Raw genomic sequence first — 19,810 nt, 5'->3', positions numbered from 1 at the left:
TGAAGCGAAGCGTAATCCGGGACGGTCTGCATGGTTCGCTATCGGCGCAATCTTCTTCCCGGCGGCACCTTCTTCTTCACCGTGACGCTGGACGATCGAACATCGTCCGCGCTGATCGATCATGTCGACCAACTGCGCGGTGCATTCCGCGTCACACGGGCCGAACGACCATTCGAGATCGACGCGATCGTGATCCTGCCCGATCACCTGCACGTCATCATGACGCTCCCGGACGAAGACGCTGACTTCTCCGGGAGATGGCGGCGGATCAAGAGCCTATTCACTCACCGGCTGGCGTCGTCCGGCGCCCCGATCTCCCGCAACGACCGTGGCGAATTCGCTTTGTGTCAAAAGCGTTTCTGGGAGCACACCGTCCGCGACGATGCGGATTTCGAACGATGCGCCGATTACATTCATTATAACCCGGTCAAGCACGGGCTCGTCGCGTCACCGGTCGATTGGCCGTACTCATCGCTCCATCGCTACGTTCGGGCTGGTATGCTCGCTCCCGATTGGGGAGGCGTTGGCGAGATCACAGGCAATTTCGGCGAACGTTGAGACTAACCCCGGATTGCGCTGCGCTTCATCCGGGCTACGGGCCCAACAACCTGCACTTCGTAGCCTGGATGGAACGAAGCGTAATCCGGGGCGACCATCCGCATCGCACGACTGCCCATGTGGCACGAATCCCGGATTGCGCTGCGCTTCATCCGGGCTACGGGTCCAACGACCTGCACTTCGTAGCCTGGATGGAGCGAAGCGTAATCCGGGGCGACCATCCGCATCGCACGACTGCCCATGTGGCACGAATCCCGGATTGCGCTGCGCTCCATCCGGGCTACCCGCCCCCCAATTACGACCGCAACCCCGGCGCCTCCTGCCCGGTGCGCGCAACATATTCCGTGTAGCCGCCGCCGAACTGGTGGATGCCTTCCGGTGTCAGCTCCAGCACCCGGTTCGACAATGTCGCCAGAAAATGCCGGTCATGCGAGACGAACAGCATGGTGCCCTCGAAATCCGAAAGCGCCGTGATCAGCATTTCCTTGGTGGCGAGGTCGAGATGGTTGGTCGGCTCGTCCAGCACCAGGAAGTTCGGCGGGTCGAACAGCATCTTGGCCATCACCAGCCGCGCCTTCTCGCCGCCTGACAGCACGCGGCAGCGCTTCTCGACGTCGTCGCCGGAGAAGCCGAAGCAGCCGGCGAGCGCGCGCAGGCTTCCCTGCCCGGCGGTCGGAAACGCGTATTCGAGCGACTGAAACACCGTCTGCTCGCCGTCGAGCAGGTCCATCGCGTGCTGGGCGAAATAGCCCATCTTGACGCTGCCGCCGACCGCCACCGTGCCTTGGTCCGGCTCGCTCGCGCCCGCAACGAGCTTGAGCAGCGTCGACTTGCCGGCGCCGTTGACGCCCATCACGCACCAGCGCTCCCTGCGCCGGATCATGAAATCGAGCCCGTCATAGATGCGCTTGGCTCCGTAGCCCTTGTGCACGTTCTTGAGCGCCACGACGTCCTCGCCCGAACGCGGTGCCGGCGGAAAATCGAATGCCACGCTCTGGCGGCGGCGCGGCGGCTCGACCCGCTCGATCTTGTCGAGCTTCTTCACCCGGCTCTGCACCTGGGCGGCATGCGAGGCGCGCGCCTTGAAGCGCTCGATGAACTTGATCTCCTTGGCGAGCATCGCCTGCTGGCGCTCGAACTGCGCCTGCTGCTGCTTCTCGTTCTGCGCGCGCTGCTGCTCGTAGAATTCGTAGTCGCCGGTATAGGTGGTGAGCGAGCCGCTATCGATCTCGATCACTTTTGAGATCACGCGGTTGATGAACTCGCGATCATGCGAAGTCATCAGCAGCGTGCCTTCGTAATCGTGCAGGAATTTTTCCAGCCAGATCAGGCTTTCGAGATCGAGATGGTTGCTCGGCTCGTCGAGCAGCATCACGTCCGGGCGCATCAAAAGAATACGCGCCAGCGCTACGCGCATCTTCCAGCCGCCGGAGAGTTTTCCGACGTCGCCGTCCATCATCTCCTGGCTGAAGCCGAGGCCGGACAGCGCTTCGCGCGCGCGGCCGTCAAGCGCGTAGCCGTCGAGCTCCTCGAAACGGTGCTGCACCTCGCCGTAGCGGGTGATGATCTCGTCCATCTGGTCGGCTTTGTCAGGATCGGCCATGGCGGCCTCGAGCTCGCGCAGCTCGGCCGCGACCTCGCTGACGGGGCCGGCCCCGTCCATCACCTCGGCCACGGCACTGCGGCCCGACATCTCGCCGACGTCCTGGTTGAAATAGCCGATGGTGATACCGCGATCGGTCGAAACCTGCCCCTCGTCGGGCAGTTCCTCACCGGCGATCATCCGGAACAGCGTGGTCTTGCCGGCGCCGTTCGGCCCGACCAGGCCGATCTTCTCCCCCTTGTTGAGGGCCGCGGAGGCTTCAATGAAAAGGATCTGGTGGCCGGCTTGCTTGCTGACGTTGTCGAGGCGGATCATGACTATCTTTTGGGGGGATTTTTGCGTTGCAGCGTCATAGGGCATGCCGGCGCTGAGGGGAAGCCCGGCGGGGTACGAAATCGGACTAGGCCGATGCCGCCTCCTGTCATGGGCCCGACCGCTCAGGGCAACTAAACCGCGACCGACAGCCCCGGAGCGGGCTGCCGGCGGCCAGCCCCGCTGTCACTCGCGGCTTGTGCTCCACATCATGCGGGAGCTTGCGCCGAGCGTTTCCGCCCCCTCCGATCTTTGGAAGGTCATTGGCCTATGCCGTGGTCTAGATGACTTCCACACATCCGGCGACTGGAGTTGGCATAGTCTCGTGACGGTCAGCCGGCTCGGCCACAACATTCCTGTCGAGACTCAACATGCGAACGCCGCGATGCAGACGTTCGCCTTCGTCTTTGCTGCGCCGCGACAGGCCCGTGAGTATCTCACTACTGAACGCTCGAATGGGATCGCCTAAGACTAAGGAATGCGACATCGGGTAGCTTGTCGGATGCCGGCAATACGTCCAAACTTCGATCAAAGTCGCTGGAATGCGGCCTACCTCCAGCGGTTATCAACGAAAAGCGCACCGAAACGCGTTCGAACGACGAAGCCGCCAGGGAGGACGTCCATGACTGTAAAGTCTGAAAAGACCAGAACCACTCGTCGCAAATTCTTGCTGACGGCCGGCGCCGCCGGCGCTGCCACCATCGCCATGCCGCAAGTCAGCCGCGCGCAAACGGCGACCCTGAAGATGCAGGGCTCGTGGGGCAAGGCCGATGTCTTCAACGAAATGGCCGAAGACTATGTGAAGCGCGTCAACGAGATGGCCGGAGGTCGACTGCGCATCGACTATCTGGTCGGCGGCTCGGTCGTGCATCCGTTCCAGGTATTCGATGGCGTTCATGGCGGCCAGATCGACGCCGCACACACGGTCACTGTCTACTGGTATGGCAAGCACAAGGCCGCCTCGCTGTTCGGTACAGGCCCCGTGTTCGGCTTCAACGCCAACGAAGGCCTCGGCTGGATCCACAACGGCGGCGGCAAGGAGCTGTTTGAGGAGCTCCAGACCAAGATCATGAACGTCAACATCAAGAGCTTCTTCGCCATGCCGATGCCGACCCAGCCGCTCGGTTGGTTCAAGAAGCCCATCACCAGCGCGGATGACCTCAAGGGCTTGAAGTATCGCACGGTGGGCCTGGCCGCCGATCTCTTCCAGGCGATGGGTGCATCCGTCGCGCAGCTACCCGGTGGCGAGATCGTGCCCGCGATGGAGCGCGGCGTGATCGACGGGTTCGAATTCAACAATCCGACCTCGGACCGGCGCTTCGGCGCGCAGGATGTCGCCAAGAACTACATGATGGGCAGCCATCATCAGGCGACGGAATATTTCGAGATCATGTTCAACCGGACGAAATTCAACGCGCTGCCGAAGGAACAGCAGGCGATCCTGCAATACGCCGCCGAAGCTGTGTCCTCCGCCAACGAATGGAAAGCCATGGATTATTATTCGAAGGACCTGCAGGAGCTGATTAACAAGGACAAGGTCAACGTCGCGCGGACGCCGAAGTCGGTGTTCGACGCGCAGATCAAGGCATGGGACGGTCTGATCGCCCAGCTCGGCTCCGATCCGTTCATGAAGAAAGTCATGGACTCGCAGAAGGAATGGGTGCGCCGCGTGGTCTACTACAACACGAATAACGCGACGGACTACCGCGGCGCCTTCGAGCATCACTTTCCTGGCGTGCTCAAGGTCTGAGGGCTGTCGCGGCGCTTGGCGTGAGGCCGTATAGAGGGACGGCGCGATCGAAGCGCCGCCCACGAATTAGGGGGACGTCCGGATGTATTGCTCGCAGCGAGTTCGGCTCGCATGACGAAATTTCTGTTCTTCATCGACGAGCTGAGCACGTGGGTCGGCAAGGCGTTTGCATGGCTGATTCTCGTCCTTACGCTGGGGATCAGCTACGAGGTGTTCGTGCGCTACGTGCTGCGTGCGCCGACCACTTGGGCTTTCGACATCAGCTACATCACCTATGGCGCGATGTTTCTGATGGCCGGCGCATATACGCTCTCCCGCAACGGCCATGTCCGCGCCGACGTGGTCTACCGCCTCTGGTCGCCGCGCACCCAGGCAACGATGGACCTCGTCCTGTATATCCTGTTCTTCCTGCCGGCGATCGGGGCGCTGATGTATGCGGGCTGGAATTACGCCCAGATGTCGGTGCGGTTCCGCGAGGTCAGCATCTTCAGTCCGGCCGGCGTGCCGGTGTTTCCGCTGAAGGCGCTGATCCCGCTCACCGGCTTCCTTCTGTTCCTGCAAGGGATCGCCGAAATCATTCGCTGTGTGCTTTGCATCCGCACCGGCCGATGGCCGCAACGCCTGCACGACGTGGAAGAAACCGAGAGCCTCGTCATCCGCGAGCATCAACAGCAGGCGGTTGAGCCGCAGCGCGAGAAGGGACCAGGCGCATGACCGATCCTCAACTCGGCATGCTGATGTTGGGCCTCTTCATCTTCATCATCATGCTCGGATTCCCGATAGCCTTCACGCTGATGGCGATGGGCGTCTCGTTCGGCTACTATGCCTACTACACCCCCGGTCAGGACTTCTTCCAGAATCGCATCTTCACGCTGCTGGTGCAGAAGACGTTCGAGGTCACGTCCAGCGACGTTCTAGTCGCGGTTCCGCTCTTCCTGTTCATGGGCTATTTGATCGAACGCGCCAACATTCTCGACCGCCTGTTCTACTCGCTGCAATTGTCGATGAAGAACGTGCCGGGCGCGCTTGCGGTGGCCACGCTGATCACCTGCGCGATGTTCGCGACCGCCACCGGCATTGTCGGCGCCGTTGTCACGCTGATGGGCCTGCTGGCCCTGCCCGCGATGTTGCGAGCGGGCTACGACACCAAGCTGTCGGCAGGCGTGGTCTGCGCCGGTGGCTGCCTCGGCATCCTGATTCCGCCGAGCATTCTCCTGATTGTCTATGCGGCGACCGCCGGCGTTTCAGCGGTCAAGCTTTATGCGGCCGCGTTCTTTCCGGGATTCTTGCTCGCTGGCTTCTACGTCCTCTATGCGATGACCCGCGCGATCATCAATCCCGCGCTCGCGCCGAAGCTGCCGCGCGAGCAGACCGACGTGCCGACGTCCAAGGTCGTCTGGGCACTTGCCACGTCATTCCTGCCACTTGCGTTGCTTATCGTTTCGGTGCTCGGCGCGATTCTGTTTGGCTTGGCAACGCCATCCGAGGCGGCCGCGGTGGGTGCCCTCATGAGCATGGTTCTGGCGGCCGCCTATCGTTCGCTCAACTACGAGATGCTGCGCGAATCCGTGTATCTGACCGTGCGCGCCACCGCGATGGTTTGCTACCTGTTCATCGGGTCGTGGACGTTTTCCGCGGTGTTTGCCGTCCTTGGCGGACAGTCGGTGGTGGAGCAGTTCTTCACCTCGATGGACCTTTCGCCGATCCAGTTCCTGCTGCTGACCCAGCTGATCATCTTTCTGCTCGGTTGGCCACTGGAATGGACCGAGATCATCATCATCTTCGTGCCGATTTTCCTGCCGCTGCTTCCCCAATACGGCATCGATCCGATCTTCTTCGGCATCCTGGTGGCACTGAACACGCAGACGGCGTTCAACACGCCGCCGGTCGCGATGGCCGCCTTCTATCTGAAGGGCGTGGCGCCGCCTCAGGTGAAGCTAACCGACATCTTCTCCGGCGCGCTTCCCTTTGTCGGCCTCGTCTTCCTCACCATGGCGTTGGTCTACATCTTCCCGGAGATCGCATTGTGGCTGCCCACCTATCTCTATGGATCCCGATGAGCGGACCCGGTAAACCGCAGAAAGTCGGCGCATGAGTCTCAACGCGCTCGGTCTCACGGAAGCTGCGACCGGCATCCGCGATGGCCGCCTCAGTTCGACCGAGCTTGTCGGCGACTGCCTCAGGCGCATCGATGAGGTCGATCGCGATATCCATGCGTGGGCATTCCTCGATCCCGACCACGCGATGCGGCAGGCAGAGGCCGCCGACGATCATCGCAAGCACGGGAAGGCTTTAGGCCCGCTGCATGGCGTGCCCGTCGGCATCAAGGATATCTTCGACACCGGCGACATGCCGACGGAATTCGGCTCAGATCTGTGGGCCGGACGCACGCCGCGCCGCGATGCGGCGGCCGTGGCGCGTCTGCGGGCGGCTGGCGCTGTGATCCTCGGCAAGACGGTGACCACCGAGTACGCGTACTACAATCCCGGCAAGACTCGAAATCCGCACGACACGGCTCACACGCCCGGCGGATCGTCCTCGGGCTCCGCCGCGGCCGTTGCGGCGCTGATGGTGCCAGGTGCCATCGGCTCGCAGACCAACGGCTCGGTAATCCGTCCCGCCGCCTTCTGCGGCGTGGTCGGTTTCAAGCCCACGCACGGCATCATTCCGCGCACCGGCGCGCTTGAATTGTCGCGCACGCTCGATCATGTCGGCGTGTTTGGGCGCAGCGTCGAGGACGTGGCCCTGCTCGCCGAGGCCCTCGCCGGCTTCGACCAGGAGGATCCGGACACCCGGTCTGTTGCGTGTCCGCCATTCTCCACGGTCGCGGCGAGCGAGCCGCCGTTACCGCCGCGATTTGCCTTCGTACGCTCTCCGGTCTGGGATCAGGCCGAGCCGGTGACGCATGATGCCTTTGCCGAGCTCGTCGAGGTTTTGGGTGACGCGTCGAGCGAAGTCGAGCTTGGGCCCAGCTTCGACATGGCCGTCGATATGCACCGCATCATCATGGAAGTCGATATGGCGCACAATCTGCGGCGCGACTACCAGCGGGGCGCCGACAGGCTGAGCACACCGCTGCGTCAGGCGATCGAGCGCGGCCGCACGCATCTCGCGCTGGATTATCGCAACGCACTGTCCGGGATTGCGCCGCTCAATCAGGCGCTGGACCATATCTTTGACGAATATGACGCGATCCTGACGCCCGCAGCGCCGGGCCCGGCGCCCGGAATTGAGACGACGGGCAACCCGATTTTCTGCACGCTTTGGACCTATCTCGGCGTGCCCGCCATCAGCCTGCCGTTGATGAGCTCCGAAACCGGCCTTCCGCTCGGCGTTCAGCTCGTCGGCCGCCGCGACAACGATGCCCGCCTCCTGCGCACGGCGCACTGGCTTGTCAGGACCATCGGACGCACCGGTCGTGGCACTCGGCGCAAAGTCGCGAGCGGGGCGAAATCGGCTCCCGGTGCGGAGAAAAGGAACGTGCGATGACCAATGCGATCACCGGACTCATCGGCCTCGCGCTCGTGGTGACATTTCTTGGAATCCTGGTGGTTTGGATCAAGGCCATCCCGCTCATCATCATTGTTGTCAGCGTCATGATTCTGGCAGTGATCGATTTCGTGCGATCCCTGCGGACGAACGGCGGGCTTCGCTGACTGCCGGGCTGGCAAGACCGCCGCGTCTCCATCGATTCACCAGAAATCCAGGCGCTTGCAGGCCATCGGCCTGCATCATGGCCACCTATTGCGCGCCAACTATTCCACGGTGTATCTCGCCGTCAGCGAATGACCGTGCAAACTCGCGGAAAACACCACAATGGCCTTTGGCGACAGCTCGGCCTGCAGCTTTCCCGCCATCAGGTTGGGATTGGCCGGCGCGAGCGGAACGGTGACGGTCTTGCCGCCGTCCTGAATCGTTGCTCGCCCCCGCATGTCCTTGGTCGACAACGGAGAACCATCGTCGTCGCCCACATAGAAGACAATTTCCGTGCCCTTGCGGACAAACTCGATCGGATGTCCTTGCGACTTGACGACGGGACCGCCGTTGCTGCCTTTAGCCTGCGCCGTGGCAGAACTCGGGGCAGCGGCGATCACAGCGATCAGGGCAAGGAACGCAAATTTTCTCATCGGTAGCTCCTCGGGGCTTGTGCGGGGTTCAATAGGCTTCCGCGGGGGTGAAGGTTGCGGCATGTCCGGCCGCCAGGCGGTCCAACGGCGGCTGGCCGAACATCAGAAACAAAATTGGGGTCACGATGGTGTCGAGCATCGTGGCGCTGAGCAGGCCGCCGAAGATCGTCACGGCCACGGGGTGCAGGATTTCCCTGCCCGGTTGATCCGCGCCGATCAAAAGCGGCGTCAGGGCAAGTCCTGCGCAGAGCGCCGTCATCAGAACGGGGCTGAGGCGCTCCATGCTGCCACGAACGACAAGCCCGGTCCCGAAACGCTCCCCCTCATGAATGGCGAGATTGATATAGTGCGAGATCTTCAGGATCCCATTACGCGCCGAAATGCCGGCAAGCGTGATGAAGCCGATCATCGACGCAACCGACAAGGGTTGGCCGGAGATCTTCAGCGCCGCAACGCTGCCGATCAGGGCGAGCGGTATGCCGCCCATGATGATCAGCGACAGCGCGGTTGATCGGTAACGACTGTAGAGGACGATGAAGATCAGGGTCAGGGATGCCAGCGACAGAATGCCGATGCGCCACGAGGCCTCCTGCTGGGCTTGAAAGGCACCTTCGAGGTTGGTGGTGTAGCCTTGCGGAAAATCGAGTTCCCGAACCGCCTTCTGAATGTCGGCAGCGATATCGGCGATGTCGCGGCGCCCGTCCCCGTTGCCATAGACGACGATCCTGCGCTGGGTCCCCTCCCGCTGAATCTGGTTCGGTCCATCTGTCTCGACGACTTCAGCCAAAGCGCTCAGCGGAACGAATTCCAGGCCGGTCGGAATAAGCAGGTTTTGCAGCCCGGTTGTCGAACGGTCTTGCTCCGACAGGCGCATGACGACGTCGAAGCGGCGGTTACCATCGACGATCTGGGAGACCTTCCGGCCATTGGAAAGCGTGTCGAGTGCCTGGGTGATCGCGGCCGGCGTCAGACCATGAAGTGCGGCGCGAGCATGGTCGACCTGAACCCGCACCTGCGGAATGAGCACCTGCTTTTCGACCTGGAGATCGACCAGACCGGGGATCGTCGATAGACGTTGCCGCACGGTTTCGGACAGGCGGCGCAACATCTCGATGTCCTGTCCAAAGATCTTGAGCACGATCTGGGCACGAATACCCGACTGGAGATGATCCAGGCGGTGGCTGATCGGCTGTCCGATGGTGACCGCCGCCGGCAGCGCGGACAGGGCCTCTCGGATGCTCGCATAAATGTCCACCTTCTGCCGGCCGGACGAAACGAGATCGACATCGATCTCGCTGTAGTGCACGCCTTCGGCGTGCTCATCGAGCTCCGCGCGGCCGGTGCGGCGCCCGACCGATTTCACCTCGGGCACCTTTGCGAGCAACTGCTCCGCCAGGAGTCCAAGACGGTTCGACTCCGCGAGCGAGATTCCCGGATTGTATTGCAGCGACAGCACCAGCGTCCCTTCATTGAAGGGGGGAAGAAAACTGCGGGGCATCTGGCTCGCGGCGTAGCCTGCCACGACGACCGCCGCCGCGACTGAGCTCAGCACGAGACCCGGCCGCTCGAAAGCCCATCCGAGCACCAGCCGATTGGCCTGCTTCAGCCTGGTGACAACAAGGCTTTCGCCGTCGCCTGAATCGGTCCGCCCCGAAAGCAGATAGTAGGACAGAACCGGCGTCACCGTGATCGACGTCAGCAGCGAAGCGAGGATCGAGACCACATAGGCCACACCAAGCGGCGTGAACAGCCGTCCTTCGATGCCCGGCAGGGCGAATAGCGGCACAAAGACGAGAACGATGATCATCGTTGCATAGACGATGCTGGAACGAACCTCCTGGCTCGCCCCGGAGATCACGTCCAGAACATGACGCGGCGTGCTCGACGCGGCGTTCTCCCGCAAGCGCCGCAGGATGTTTTCAACATCCACCACGGCATCGTCGACCAGTTCGCCGATGGCGATGGCAAGGCCACCCAGCGTCATCGTGTTGATCGTGAGGCCCAAGGCGCGGAACACCAGGACCGTCACGAGGATCGATATTGGAATGGCCGTCAGCGAAACGAGCGCGGCGCGTCCGTTCATCAGGAAGACGAACAGGACCATGGCGACCACGATGGCGGCCTCGACCAGAACGCGCTCAACGTTGCTTATCGATGTCTCGATGAAGGTGGCCTGGCGGAATTGCACGTTGGTGACGTTAATCCCACTGCGCATGGTGCGTTGCAGCTCATTGAGCATGGCTTCGACACTGCGCGTCAACGCCACGGTATCCGCGGCAGGCTGCTTCATGACGCTGACGATGACGGCGGGCTTCCCGTTGTACCCGGCATCGCCCCGCTTGGTGCGCGCGGCGAAATCAACGGCGGAGACCTGCTTCAGCAGGATCGGTTGCCGGTCGCGGGTGGCAATGACGGTGTTGCCGAGGTCCTCGATTTTCCTGGTGAGTCCGACATTGCGGATCAAATATTCGCGGCCATGCTGGTCAACAAAGCCGCCGCCGCTGTTGGTGCCGAACTTTGCGACCGCCTGCTCGATCTGGTCGTGAGTGACGCCGAGCGCCTGCATCGTCGCAACGTTCGGCGTCACCCGGTATTGCCGGACCTCGCCGCCGATGGGTATCACCTGGGCGACACCGGGAATGGCAAGGAGCTGCGGCCTGACGACGAAGTCGGCGATCTCGCGCACTTCCATGGGCGAAGCTGTGCCATCGCTCGTCAGCGCGATGAGCATGATCTCGCCCATGATCGACGTCACCGGCCCCATCTGGGGATTGACCGAAGAGGGCAATTGTTCGCGGATCAGCGCCAGCCGCTCCGAGACGAATTGCCGGGCGCGGTAGACGTCGATACCCCAGTCGAATTCGACGTAAACGACCGACAGACCAACGCCCGAGACCGAGCGCACCCGGATCACGCCGGGCATGCCGTTCATCGACGTCTCGATCGGGAACGTTACCAGCTGTTCGACCTCCTGAGGCGCCAGTCCCTCTGCCTCGGTCAGAATGTTGACGGTCGGGCGGTTGATATCCGGCAGGACGTCAACAGAAATGCTCGGCAGGACAAACAGGCCGTAGCCGACCAGCACGGCGGCTACTGCCAGCACGAACAGGCGATTGCGCAGACTTGCTCGCACGATGAGCTTGAACATGAGCGTCTACCGGATCTGGTTGATGAGGTCGGTGCCGCGAACGACGATGCGCTCGCCCTCGTTGATACCGACCGCCACAATCACGTGGGCCGCGTCGACCGGCAGCACGCGAACGGGCTTCGGCTCGAAGCGCTCGGGTCCGGAGTGCAGCCAGACGATATTCTCGCCGTTACCGCTCCGAACGACGGCATTGCGCGGAAAGAGCAGGCCCGTTACGGGTGCGCCGGTCTGGACCATCACATTGAGCGGCTGACCGATATTGAGGCCCGTTGGCGGCTCCGGCATCGCAAACTGAACGACGGATGCATGCTGGCGCAAAGCCCGGCTGGTTCCGATGAAGGTCAGCACAATCTGCTGCCCATTCGGGGCCATCGCCGTTGCGGTTTCCGGCTGCTTCAAGCCGATATCGTCATAGGCCAATGCCTCGACCCAAAGGCTGCTTGGGTCCGCGATCTGAAACAGGATGTCTTGCGGCTGAATGACCTGGCCCGGCACGACTTTCGCGGACGTGATGATGCCGTCGGTTGATGCCCGCAGCTCCTCGAAGCCGGTGCGGGAATTTCGGACCGTTTCGCGGCGCGCCCGCAGACCCTCCAATTCACTTTCGAGGTCGTTGACCTGCCCTTGCGGTACCGCGCCGCGTTCGGCCAACGGCCTCAGCCGTCGCAGCTTGTTTTCCGTGACCGCCATCAACTGTTCGATCTCACCCACCTTCTCGAGGATCGTCGTGCGGTCTGCGACCGGCAGATGCGGCTCGATCTGGATGAGCAGATCGCCCTTGCGAACGGTCTGTCCAATGCGAGGTATGCCTCCATTGCTCGGAACGACGCGGCCCCCGTAGACGCTCTGCACGATGCTGCTCCGGTTGGGGTCGGCCATGACGCGGCCGATCAACGTAACCGCGGGATGAATCGTCTGCGGCTCGGCTGCGGCGGTTCGTACATCGAGTAACCGCTGCGTCGGTTTGGCCGCGAAGACGGTGCCGTCTTGCAGGCGCCGCGGCGCATCGCTCAGTGCGGGAGCATCCGGCGGATTCGGTGGCGTTGGGTTCGTCCGGTCCTCGCCGAACATGATGGCGGCCAGAATGACGAGCGCCCCTGCCATCGCGGCGGAAACGGAGGCGGCCATGCTGCGGCCACGTCGCCTCCAATAGGCGAAGAGAAGGCCGAGACCCAAGGCAGCTAGCGCGGAGGCAGCGATGGCAATTCGGCTTGAGAAAAGCCAGCCACGCTCATGCTTCTGTTCCGGGAGTCGGGCATCGCCGGCACGCGTCGGTATGAAGGAGTCGACCAGCAGATCATTCCCCTTCCTGGCGCCAACCGAGAAGATGACTTCAACCGATCCAGGCGGTGTGCCATTCGGGATCGTCGCCGTGTAGACACCTTCTCCGTTGCTTGGAGCCTCGATTGGGGCGGAATCGCCGATCGTGACTTGCAAGCCAGCATCCGAAACCGGTTCGTTCGTAGCTGCATCGTCAATGAAAACGGAAAGCTTGCCGTCTTTCACGATGCCGACGATCTCATAAAGCTCGGAGCGCGCGACAACCCTCGGATAGGCTGATGAGACAGCCGCCGGCTTGTCGGCATCGCCGTGATCGTGCCCCTCATGGGCAAAGGCGCCTGATAGACCAAAGAACAGGCTTGCCAACCAGCCAAGACCGGTCAGCCAAAGAGTTGTTGGCCGCCCTTTCGGGCAGCGCTGATTCATGAACATGGAAAGATCCTTCAGACATGCAAAAGGCGGCGGCCGAAGGCCGCCGGGATCACGCGATGCTGAAGGTACTTGGTGGCCGGATGAGTGCCTCGGGACTTACCCCGATAATGACCCGCGTAACCGGCAGTTCGACAGCGCCGAGCACTTCAAAGGAACCGAGCAGGTCGATGAACTGCGGTGAGGCGATGGAGGTGCCAAACATGTCCCAAACCACGCCTGGAGCGCCCTCGTCGTCGTGATCGGGCCCATCATGAACGTGGCCTTCGGCGTCGTCACCGCCATGGGAATGCACATGGCCCGCCAGCTGATCGTGAAAATGCAGGGAACCACTTAACGTGACCGAAGGTGCAGGCATCGCGCCAACGGCCGCCTGCACCTGCGAAACCGAGATCAGGGTCACCTGAATCACAAAGGCCCATATCGCCACGAACATGGCCGTTCTGGCGAGTTGACGAAGTCGTTGGACAACACCGTGCTGCACGGCAAAGACCTAGGCCATCCGCGCCGCGATTTCAAGGCGACGGTGCGCGCGCATCGTCCATCGGCGAGAGCTTGCCGGCGTCTCGGTCCATCATCTCTCGGCTCAATCCGAGGCCGCCAGCGCCGCGTGCGGCCAGAAGCGGCCTCGAACATCACTCGGCCGATTTGTCTTGCTTGTGCCGGAAGGGATCGGCGCTGTCATCGTGACCGCTGCGGCTGCTGAAGAACATCAGCGCCATCAGTCCGCATCCGATCAGCAAGGAGAAAAATGTGCCAAGGCCTAGCGCGATCCAGCCGTGCCTGCCGATCTCGACCCCGCTGCTGGCATTCCATACCGAAACGGCCCAGACACCGGTCAAGATCAGGATCATGGCCAAAACGGCGAGCAGGAGGATCTGGCCCTTGCTGATGCGTTCCATGGTCACGCCTCCTGGTGCTTGGCGGACCAACAAGCTGCGCCGGAGGCCGTTCCTCGACCGTCGAGAGCAATTACCGTTTCAGGCATCGGTCGCGGATGGCCCAAAGGCGTTCTGGTGACACCCCTTTCTTTTTTACGCATTAACGGCGCGACCATGTCGGCAGGGACCAGTCTCGATCGTCCTCCGGTGGACACTGCTCGGAAGGGCCGTGTATGGACCCGTGCACGTGAAGTGATGTCATCACCTCAAGCCGTCAAAACGAACCTGGAGCAATGCCCATGAGAATTACCGTCGAGACCAACGTAGCCGCCCCCGTCGATCAGGTCTGGCGTGCCTATACGACACCTTCCGACATCGTGAAGTGGAACGCCGCCTCCGACGACTGGCATACGACCAGGGCTACGGTCGACCTGCGTGACGGCGGCGCCTTCTCGTCGCGCATGGAAGCCAAGGACGGCAGCATGGGTTTCGACTTCGCCGGCACCTACACGAAGATCGTTGAACACAAGCGGATCGAATACGCGTTCGGCGATCGAAAGGCCGAAGTCGAGTTCGTGCCCGGCCCAAAAGCCGTTGTCGTCCGCGTCGTCTTCGACAGCGAACCGACGCACTCGGTCGAGCAGCAGCAAGGCGGTTGGCAGGCGATCCTCGACAGCTTCGCACGATATGTGGAGACAAAACAGAATAAGTCGTGACGCCGTGTGTAGCAGGAGATGGAGATCCTGACAGGCGTGGTCGGAATTCCGCGGGGTACCAGACGGAAACTGAATGGTCCGCCCTGGGGGCGCTTGCTGACATCCGACAGGCGGCGACCGAGGTCAGCCACGGGCCAAAACCGGACATCAACAGGACGATGCCAAGGTCATGGCAGCTTGTCGGCGGTCAATCAATCCAGCCAATGATGCCAAGAAACCAACCACCAAAGAAAGAGGTGATAAGCAGGAGAAGCATGAGGAGATAGTCCGTTTCGAGGGGACCGGATTCTTGCCAGCCTCGAACATAGTGAAGTCCAAGCAGCCGCAGTGCGCAAATTCCTGCGCACATAGCGGGCCACATCGCCGCACGCCGCTGCTGACGGTCGAGCCGTCCCTGAAGGTTTCGTGGTAGAGATCCAGCTCGACGGTACGCCACTGCGGCACTCAAGACGACCACCATCAGGCAAGCAGTGAGGAAGTACATGGCCACAATCCTTTGCTCCCTAGTTTGTACTGGCTAGGCTAGAGAAGGGCTTGCCGAGCAGATCGAAGTTTATCGATTGCGATATTGGTTCCCTAACTGGGCGCGATGCGCACGAAGTCTGCTGAGGGTCAAAAGCTGCCGTGGCGCACCATGTTGCGATTGGTCCGCTGAGGGTCAAAGCGGAAGTCGCCACTGGTCGGTCGTCGCAGCCCCGCGAGCGCTGGCTGCGACGATCTTTCGGGCAGCCCAAATTTCCGCAATCCTCCGTATCGGCGAATATCAATCCCCGACCCTGGAAGCGCGGATGATCATGCCGGTAGCAGGTCGATAATGCGCATGATCGCGACAGTTGAACCGACATTCTCGAGATCTTCGCCGATGCCTTTCTTGCAAGTCCAAACATCACCCTTCTTCGCAACAAATTCCATGCCGTCGGTTTGTTTCACCCGGAGTTCGCCCTCGGGCACGTGGCAAACCATGTCATTGGGCATGGACGGGTTGGAAGTCTTCGCACCTGGCTGATAAACGACATCGCGCATTGAGACTGTTTTGTAGCCCGGGATCATCGACTCGCGTTTACCCCAAGGTTGGATGCTTACGCCTTGTGGTGGCTTAGTTTGTGCGGAGGCTGATGTTCCCGCCGCGAGCACCGCAGCGGTTGCAAAACCCAGTGATAGCGCTGATCTTCTGTTGATCTTCGTCATCGCTGCTCCTTTGGGCGTTTCGGCCCGCAGGCCTATCCTTAGGGCCTTGGTGTGCAAACTACACTGGATGTTCAGCCGAAGCGCAACCAAAGACTTGCAGGCGGGTGGCTAGCGCAAACTAATGCCCGTTTAGGGTCAGAAGCTGCCATCACGCAACATGCCGAGATTGGTCAGCTAAGGGCCAACAGCGGAAGCCGCGCTCATTCGATCATCTCGTTGCGCAGATAAGTCCTTGGCTCAGATTTCAGTTCGGCAGCCCGGGGCAATGTGCCAGCACGCCGGTTGATGGAAACTCGGCGCAGCGGAGTTGATACCGCACGGGATCACCACAGTGGTACCCTGACCTTCCGCCGCCACTGTGGGGCCAAGTCGCTCGGGCGGGGGTCGCATGGTGGTCGGCGCACGAGACGGAAAGTTCCACTCCGGCGGCCTGCCTGTGACTGCGTCCGTATAGGCAAATCGCGGAGCGACGCTCCGACGTCGGCTTTCGGGGAGCACACGCGTCATGGATGAAATCCTGCGTTGGGTGGCGACAGTCGGCACGATCGGCGCCGGGCTGATCCTAGCTGCCCGGGCGCGGCCACTCATTACCGGCTGGGCCTTCGTCGTACTGAGCGGTGCATCGGTGATCTGGATCGTCGTCGGCTATCTAACGGCGGAATATGCGCTGATGGTGCAAAACGTCGTGGTGACACTTATCAACGTGTTCGGCGTCTACCGATGGCTGATCTGGAAAGGAAATGTATGAAAGCGTTCTGCCTGCGCGCTCTGCCGCCCTCGCGCGCACAGGTCAAGCTTAGCTCGGCGGCCTCTGTCCGGTCTTACTTCACGTCCATTGGGAGATTTGCGGGTTAGCGCCAATAACCTACCAGCGCGCGCCACTCGAATATGAGGACTATGCTGCCGACCAGCACGGTCCCGACCCCGAACATTATCAAAATCATTTGGAGCATCGAAACACCGCGTGCTCTGTCAATGCCGCTAAGTATCAAATTGGACGGTTTTCCCGAAACCCTTACTTGGGTGGCTGCAAGCCCGGCGAGGTCAACCAATCGCTTAGATGCGCGCCGGTCTCAGCAATCCTGGCTCGCTTAAGCAAGCCCTCACGTTCCGCACCAGCGGGCAAGTGGCTGGGCCCGCTCTTGAGCGTAATGGCCTGTTCGGCCATTCGTTCTTCAAGGGAGCGAGTTTGCTTCACTCTTTTGCGGCGATCTCCCATGGCGCGGCTCCTCGAAAAGTTTCCGACCACTCCAAACTGGAAAAGGTAAGATCGGTTCCCCTACCGGGTAAGCCTAGTCCATCGGATATACAAATTGAGAACGGCAGTAAGTCCGATATGGGTCAAAAGCTGCCCTCGGCAGTCAGCATGACCTTGGTCAGGTCATCTCTGGGAAGCTGACATCGCCGCTCTCAGGGCTGAAGTCAGCCAAGGGCCAAAATCGGACTCATGCATCGCAGCAAATACCATCTCTATTCGATCACCTCATCGGCACGAACGAGTAACGAGGGCGGCACAGTGAGGTCGAGCGCTTTGGCCGTTTTCATGTTGATGACTAGCTCGAACTTGGTCGGCTGCTCTACCGGCAGATCGGCAGGCTTGGTGCCCTTGAGGATCTTATCGACGTAGCCGCCTGCACGGCGGAATAGATCGGCTATATCGGGGCCATAGACGACCAATCCGCCATCGGCGAATTGTCGGAAGAAGTAAATCGCGGGCAAATGGTACTCCGCCGCGAGCCCGACAACTCGTGGGGCTTGGCGAATGGTCAGAATGTCGCCAAAAACAATCATTGCATCGGCGCGCTGGGCAGCTGCTGAAGCAAAGGCGGTGTCGAGTTCCTCGGTCTTAGTCGCCTCGACTATAGACAGAGCGACCCCGCGCTTCCGGGCTGTGCTTGGTACCTCCTCAGCTAACAGCAGCCTGTGCATTGGGTTGTCGCGATTGACTAAGAGCGCAATTTTTGCGGCATGGGGTATCAGTTCGCGGAGGATTTCGATTTGTTTTCCAAACCAATCTCCCGGAACCCACGAGGTAAGACCGGTCATGTTGCCGCCTGGGCGCGAGAGGCTTTGAACCAGGCCAAGTCCAACGGGATCGGCAACGACCACGAAGACAATTGGAATGGTGGCCGATTTCAGGGCGGAGGCTGCTTGCGGCCCGGCGGCAACTATCAGATCGGGAGCTAGGGCTACCAACTCCGCAGCAAAGGTTTGCAAGCGATCCGAGGGGTCTGCATAATTACGATATTCGATGAGCAGGTTCTTGCCCTCGATCCAACCCCTTTCGCGTAAGCCGGCGCGCCACGCTTCGCGAGCTATCGGATCTAAGAAACCGAAGAAACCGATTCGGCGAGGCATTCCTTGCGCCCGCAACCGCCGTGGCGAAACGACCAGCGCCGCAGCAGTCGCCATGAACTCCCGCCGCTTCATTCGATCCTCATCGCAGCTGGGGGGACAGGTGCAGAGTATCAGGTGTCAATGGTCGTCGCACTTGCTGCGAATGCAACTGCCGCGTTGCAAATGCGGCGAGATGGCGCATGCCCGCTTCGGGTCACAAGCGGGCAAATCGGCGGATGTCTCGACAGGTCAGCTTTGGGGTCAAAAGCGAATATGACGGCCCAGTCGCTTTAGCAGCCTCAGCGGCGCTGATTCTGGAAGATTGACCTAAACCACTCAACTGAAGGCCGCACCAGCAGCCATCCTCGCAACCCAAGAGCCTTCTTGCAGGCGAGAAACCACCACCGCCGCGTTCGTTGAACGCTCGGATCGATACTCACCGCAAGCTTAGAAAGGCGTGCTGAGCTTTCCATCGCTCCTTCATTGAAGGCGGCGCTTGCGCAGCCGATCGCTTCAAGAGCCGACATGTGGATCAACCAGGCACGAAGATCATCAGCGTTCGTCAACCTGGCGGCGCAACTATTCAGGAAGTGATCTATCGCCGCCTTGCGTTGGAGCAGGTCTTGCTCCCGCGAAGGCTCGCTTGACATATTGGCCGAGTGCGATCGATACACAGCTTGATCAGCAGCAATGACCCCCACGTCGCCATGTGCGGCGAGCCGTAACCACATCTCCATGTCAGAGGCGTAGGGCAAGTCAGCCAAATACCCGCCTACTCTTTTCTGCAGGCTCGTGCGGACCACTACGGTGGGTGACAGCACGATATTTCTTGCGCCGCTAAGCGCAATGAAATCAAGTCCGGACAAAACGTGGGTTCTGGATCCCACTCCTGTTCTATGGCGCGAACGCTTCCCCCGTTGATCCACGACAACCGCGCCTCCGAAGGTGAAAGCGACAGAAGGATGATCGTCCATCAGATCGGCCGATCTGTTGAGGGCACCGGGCAGCAGGTAATCGTCCGCAGACAACAAAAGCATGTAGTTGGCTTTCACCCAGGCGATGCCTTCGTTGGCGGTAGCGATGAGACCTTGATTCGAGGTGTGCCTGCGGTAATTGACGCGGAGATCGGAGCCAACCAACTCTTTCGCAACTTCCGCAGTATTGTCGGGCGACGCATCATCGATGATGAGCACGCGCAATTCGGGACCGGATTGCGTCAAAACGCTCTCGACGCACTCTCGCAGGAAGTGCCCGTACCGGAAGCAGGGAACAACGACGTCTACGGAGCTCATTTTGTCGGATTCCACCGACTTACAAAAAGCGTCGAGATCTATCTGTTCAACAAAATACGGATTGAATGGGTTCCTGTCGGCTTCCATGGCCGGTAGTTCATCGGCTCCTTTCAACGCTGCCGATCAAATCCGCTCCTTAACTCCCCGAGTCCGCAACGGGTCAAAAGCTGCGCTCGGCAGTCAGCATG

The 19,810-nt window shown here is 61.1% G+C and carries 18 protein-coding genes; 8 read left to right on the top strand and 10 right to left on the bottom strand.

The window, feature by feature from the left end:
• The first annotated feature begins 30 nt into the window (after positions 1-30).
• Entirely contained in the window at positions 31-558 is a 528-nt protein-coding gene (locus tag GGD66_RS02230; RefSeq protein WP_183256762.1) for an REP-associated tyrosine transposase, read from the top strand.
• A 295-nt stretch (positions 559-853) separates the two neighbouring features.
• On the opposite strand, the gene GGD66_RS02225 is transcribed toward GGD66_RS02230, so the two are convergent.
• Entirely contained in the window at positions 854-2,476 is a 1,623-nt protein-coding gene (locus GGD66_RS02225; RefSeq protein WP_028144936.1) for an ABC-F family ATP-binding cassette domain-containing protein, read from the bottom strand.
• Between the two features lie 619 nt (positions 2,477-3,095).
• Here GGD66_RS02225 and GGD66_RS02220 point away from each other — a divergent pair.
• From GGD66_RS02220 to GGD66_RS02200, 5 genes are all read left to right on the top strand, one after another.
• Entirely contained in the window at positions 3,096-4,223 is a 1,128-nt protein-coding gene (locus tag GGD66_RS02220) for a TRAP transporter substrate-binding protein (RefSeq protein WP_018322913.1), read from the top strand.
• Positions 4,224-4,334: 111 nt separating this feature from the next.
• Positions 4,335-4,937 (top strand): TRAP transporter small permease subunit, encoded by a 603-nt coding sequence (locus tag GGD66_RS02215; RefSeq protein WP_183256761.1) that lies wholly within the window; start codon positions 4,335-4,337, stop codon positions 4,935-4,937.
• Positions 4,934-6,283: a TRAP transporter large permease subunit gene (locus GGD66_RS02210; protein WP_092261981.1), complete on the top strand. Its 1,350-nt coding sequence runs from the start codon at positions 4,934-4,936 to the stop codon at positions 6,281-6,283. The genes GGD66_RS02215 and GGD66_RS02210 overlap by 4 nt, the downstream gene beginning before the upstream one ends.
• Positions 6,284-6,314: 31 nt before the next feature.
• The gene (locus GGD66_RS02205; RefSeq protein ID WP_183256760.1) at positions 6,315-7,712 is read left to right on the top strand and encodes an amidase; all 1,398 of its coding nucleotides are present in this window, start codon (positions 6,315-6,317) and stop codon (positions 7,710-7,712) included.
• Positions 7,709-7,879 (top strand): hypothetical protein, encoded by a 171-nt coding sequence (locus GGD66_RS02200; RefSeq protein WP_018322909.1) that lies wholly within the window; start codon positions 7,709-7,711, stop codon positions 7,877-7,879. Before GGD66_RS02205 ends, GGD66_RS02200 begins: the two co-directional genes overlap by 4 nt.
• Positions 7,880-7,978: 99 nt before the next feature.
• On the opposite strand, the gene GGD66_RS02195 is transcribed toward GGD66_RS02200, so the two are convergent.
• The 5 genes from GGD66_RS02195 to GGD66_RS02175 all read right to left on the bottom strand — a co-directional run bounded on the left by GGD66_RS02195 (position 7,979) and on the right by GGD66_RS02175 (position 14,110).
• Positions 7,979-8,350, bottom strand: coding sequence for a hypothetical protein (locus tag GGD66_RS02195; protein ID WP_246788758.1), 372 nt, complete (start codon positions 8,348-8,350; stop codon positions 7,979-7,981).
• A gap of 28 nt (positions 8,351-8,378) precedes the next feature.
• Positions 8,379-11,498 (bottom strand): efflux RND transporter permease subunit, encoded by a 3,120-nt coding sequence (locus GGD66_RS02190; RefSeq protein WP_183256759.1) that lies wholly within the window; start codon positions 11,496-11,498, stop codon positions 8,379-8,381.
• 6 nt (positions 11,499-11,504) lie between these two features.
• A complete protein-coding gene (locus GGD66_RS02185; protein WP_246788757.1) occupies positions 11,505-13,211 on the bottom strand; it encodes an efflux RND transporter periplasmic adaptor subunit in 1,707 nt (568 codons plus the stop codon).
• 49 nt (positions 13,212-13,260) lie between these two features.
• Positions 13,261-13,644, bottom strand: coding sequence for a hypothetical protein (locus tag GGD66_RS02180; RefSeq protein ID WP_183256758.1), 384 nt, complete (start codon positions 13,642-13,644; stop codon positions 13,261-13,263).
• Between the two features lie 199 nt (positions 13,645-13,843).
• Positions 13,844-14,110 (bottom strand): hypothetical protein, encoded by a 267-nt coding sequence (locus tag GGD66_RS02175; protein ID WP_018317469.1) that lies wholly within the window; start codon positions 14,108-14,110, stop codon positions 13,844-13,846.
• A gap of 278 nt (positions 14,111-14,388) precedes the next feature.
• On the opposite strand from GGD66_RS02175, the gene GGD66_RS02170 reads away from it, so the two are divergent.
• A complete protein-coding gene (locus GGD66_RS02170) occupies positions 14,389-14,805 on the top strand; it encodes an SRPBCC family protein (RefSeq protein ID WP_183256757.1) in 417 nt (138 codons plus the stop codon).
• Positions 14,806-14,992: 187 nt separating this feature from the next.
• On the opposite strand, the gene GGD66_RS02165 is transcribed toward GGD66_RS02170, so the two are convergent.
• Positions 14,993-15,289: a hypothetical protein gene (locus GGD66_RS02165; RefSeq protein WP_092261977.1), complete on the bottom strand. Its 297-nt coding sequence runs from the start codon at positions 15,287-15,289 to the stop codon at positions 14,993-14,995.
• Between the two features lie 308 nt (positions 15,290-15,597).
• Entirely contained in the window at positions 15,598-15,993 is a 396-nt protein-coding gene (locus GGD66_RS02160) for a cupin domain-containing protein (protein WP_177237470.1), read from the bottom strand.
• 505 nt (positions 15,994-16,498) lie between these two features.
• On the opposite strand from GGD66_RS02160, the gene GGD66_RS02155 reads away from it, so the two are divergent.
• Positions 16,499-16,741, top strand: a complete 243-nt coding sequence (locus GGD66_RS02155) for a hypothetical protein (protein WP_051056887.1) — start codon at positions 16,499-16,501, stop codon at positions 16,739-16,741.
• A 722-nt stretch (positions 16,742-17,463) separates the two neighbouring features.
• Here GGD66_RS02155 and GGD66_RS02150 read toward each other — a convergent pair.
• Complete coding sequence (locus GGD66_RS02150) at positions 17,464-18,423, bottom strand: ABC transporter substrate-binding protein (protein WP_092261974.1); 960 nt, start codon at positions 18,421-18,423, stop codon at positions 17,464-17,466.
• A 206-nt stretch (positions 18,424-18,629) separates the two neighbouring features.
• Positions 18,630-19,709 carry a glycosyltransferase gene (locus tag GGD66_RS02145; RefSeq protein ID WP_246788756.1) on the bottom strand — a complete coding sequence of 360 codons (1,080 nt, stop codon included), beginning with the start codon at positions 19,707-19,709 and terminating at the stop codon, positions 18,630-18,632.
• Positions 19,710-19,810 lie beyond the last annotated feature (101 nt).

This window comes from Bradyrhizobium sp. CIR48, from assembly GCF_014198315.1.
Lineage (GTDB): Bacteria > Pseudomonadota > Alphaproteobacteria > Rhizobiales > Xanthobacteraceae > Bradyrhizobium.
The sequence above is the reverse complement of the archived record's forward strand: the minus strand, read 5'-3'. Positions and strand labels throughout refer to the sequence as shown.

Coding starts and splice junctions, on each gene's coding strand:
- GGD66_RS02230 (WP_183256762.1), top strand. CDS start 31: ATGGTTCGCTATCGGCGCAATCTTCTTCCCGGCGGCACCTTCTTCTTC.
- GGD66_RS02225 (WP_028144936.1), bottom strand. CDS start 2,476: ATGATCCGCCTCGACAACGTCAGCAAGCAAGCCGGCCACCAGATCCTT.
- GGD66_RS02220 (WP_018322913.1), top strand. CDS start 3,096: ATGACTGTAAAGTCTGAAAAGACCAGAACCACTCGTCGCAAATTCTTG.
- GGD66_RS02215 (WP_183256761.1), top strand. CDS start 4,335: ATGACGAAATTTCTGTTCTTCATCGACGAGCTGAGCACGTGGGTCGGC.
- GGD66_RS02210 (WP_092261981.1), top strand. CDS start 4,934: ATGACCGATCCTCAACTCGGCATGCTGATGTTGGGCCTCTTCATCTTC.
- GGD66_RS02205 (WP_183256760.1), top strand. CDS start 6,315: ATGAGTCTCAACGCGCTCGGTCTCACGGAAGCTGCGACCGGCATCCGC.
- GGD66_RS02200 (WP_018322909.1), top strand. CDS start 7,709: ATGACCAATGCGATCACCGGACTCATCGGCCTCGCGCTCGTGGTGACA.
- GGD66_RS02195 (WP_246788758.1), bottom strand. CDS start 8,350: ATGAGAAAATTTGCGTTCCTTGCCCTGATCGCTGTGATCGCCGCTGCC.
- GGD66_RS02190 (WP_183256759.1), bottom strand. CDS start 11,498: ATGTTCAAGCTCATCGTGCGAGCAAGTCTGCGCAATCGCCTGTTCGTG.
- GGD66_RS02185 (WP_246788757.1), bottom strand. CDS start 13,211: ATGTTCATGAATCAGCGCTGCCCGAAAGGGCGGCCAACAACTCTTTGG.
- GGD66_RS02180 (WP_183256758.1), bottom strand. CDS start 13,644: ATGTTCGTGGCGATATGGGCCTTTGTGATTCAGGTGACCCTGATCTCG.
- GGD66_RS02175 (WP_018317469.1), bottom strand. CDS start 14,110: ATGGAACGCATCAGCAAGGGCCAGATCCTCCTGCTCGCCGTTTTGGCC.
- GGD66_RS02170 (WP_183256757.1), top strand. CDS start 14,389: ATGAGAATTACCGTCGAGACCAACGTAGCCGCCCCCGTCGATCAGGTC.
- GGD66_RS02165 (WP_092261977.1), bottom strand. CDS start 15,289: ATGTACTTCCTCACTGCTTGCCTGATGGTGGTCGTCTTGAGTGCCGCA.
- GGD66_RS02160 (WP_177237470.1), bottom strand. CDS start 15,993: ATGACGAAGATCAACAGAAGATCAGCGCTATCACTGGGTTTTGCAACC.
- GGD66_RS02155 (WP_051056887.1), top strand. CDS start 16,499: ATGGATGAAATCCTGCGTTGGGTGGCGACAGTCGGCACGATCGGCGCC.
- GGD66_RS02150 (WP_092261974.1), bottom strand. CDS start 18,423: ATGAAGCGGCGGGAGTTCATGGCGACTGCTGCGGCGCTGGTCGTTTCG.
- GGD66_RS02145 (WP_246788756.1), bottom strand. CDS start 19,709: ATGGAAGCCGACAGGAACCCATTCAATCCGTATTTTGTTGAACAGATA.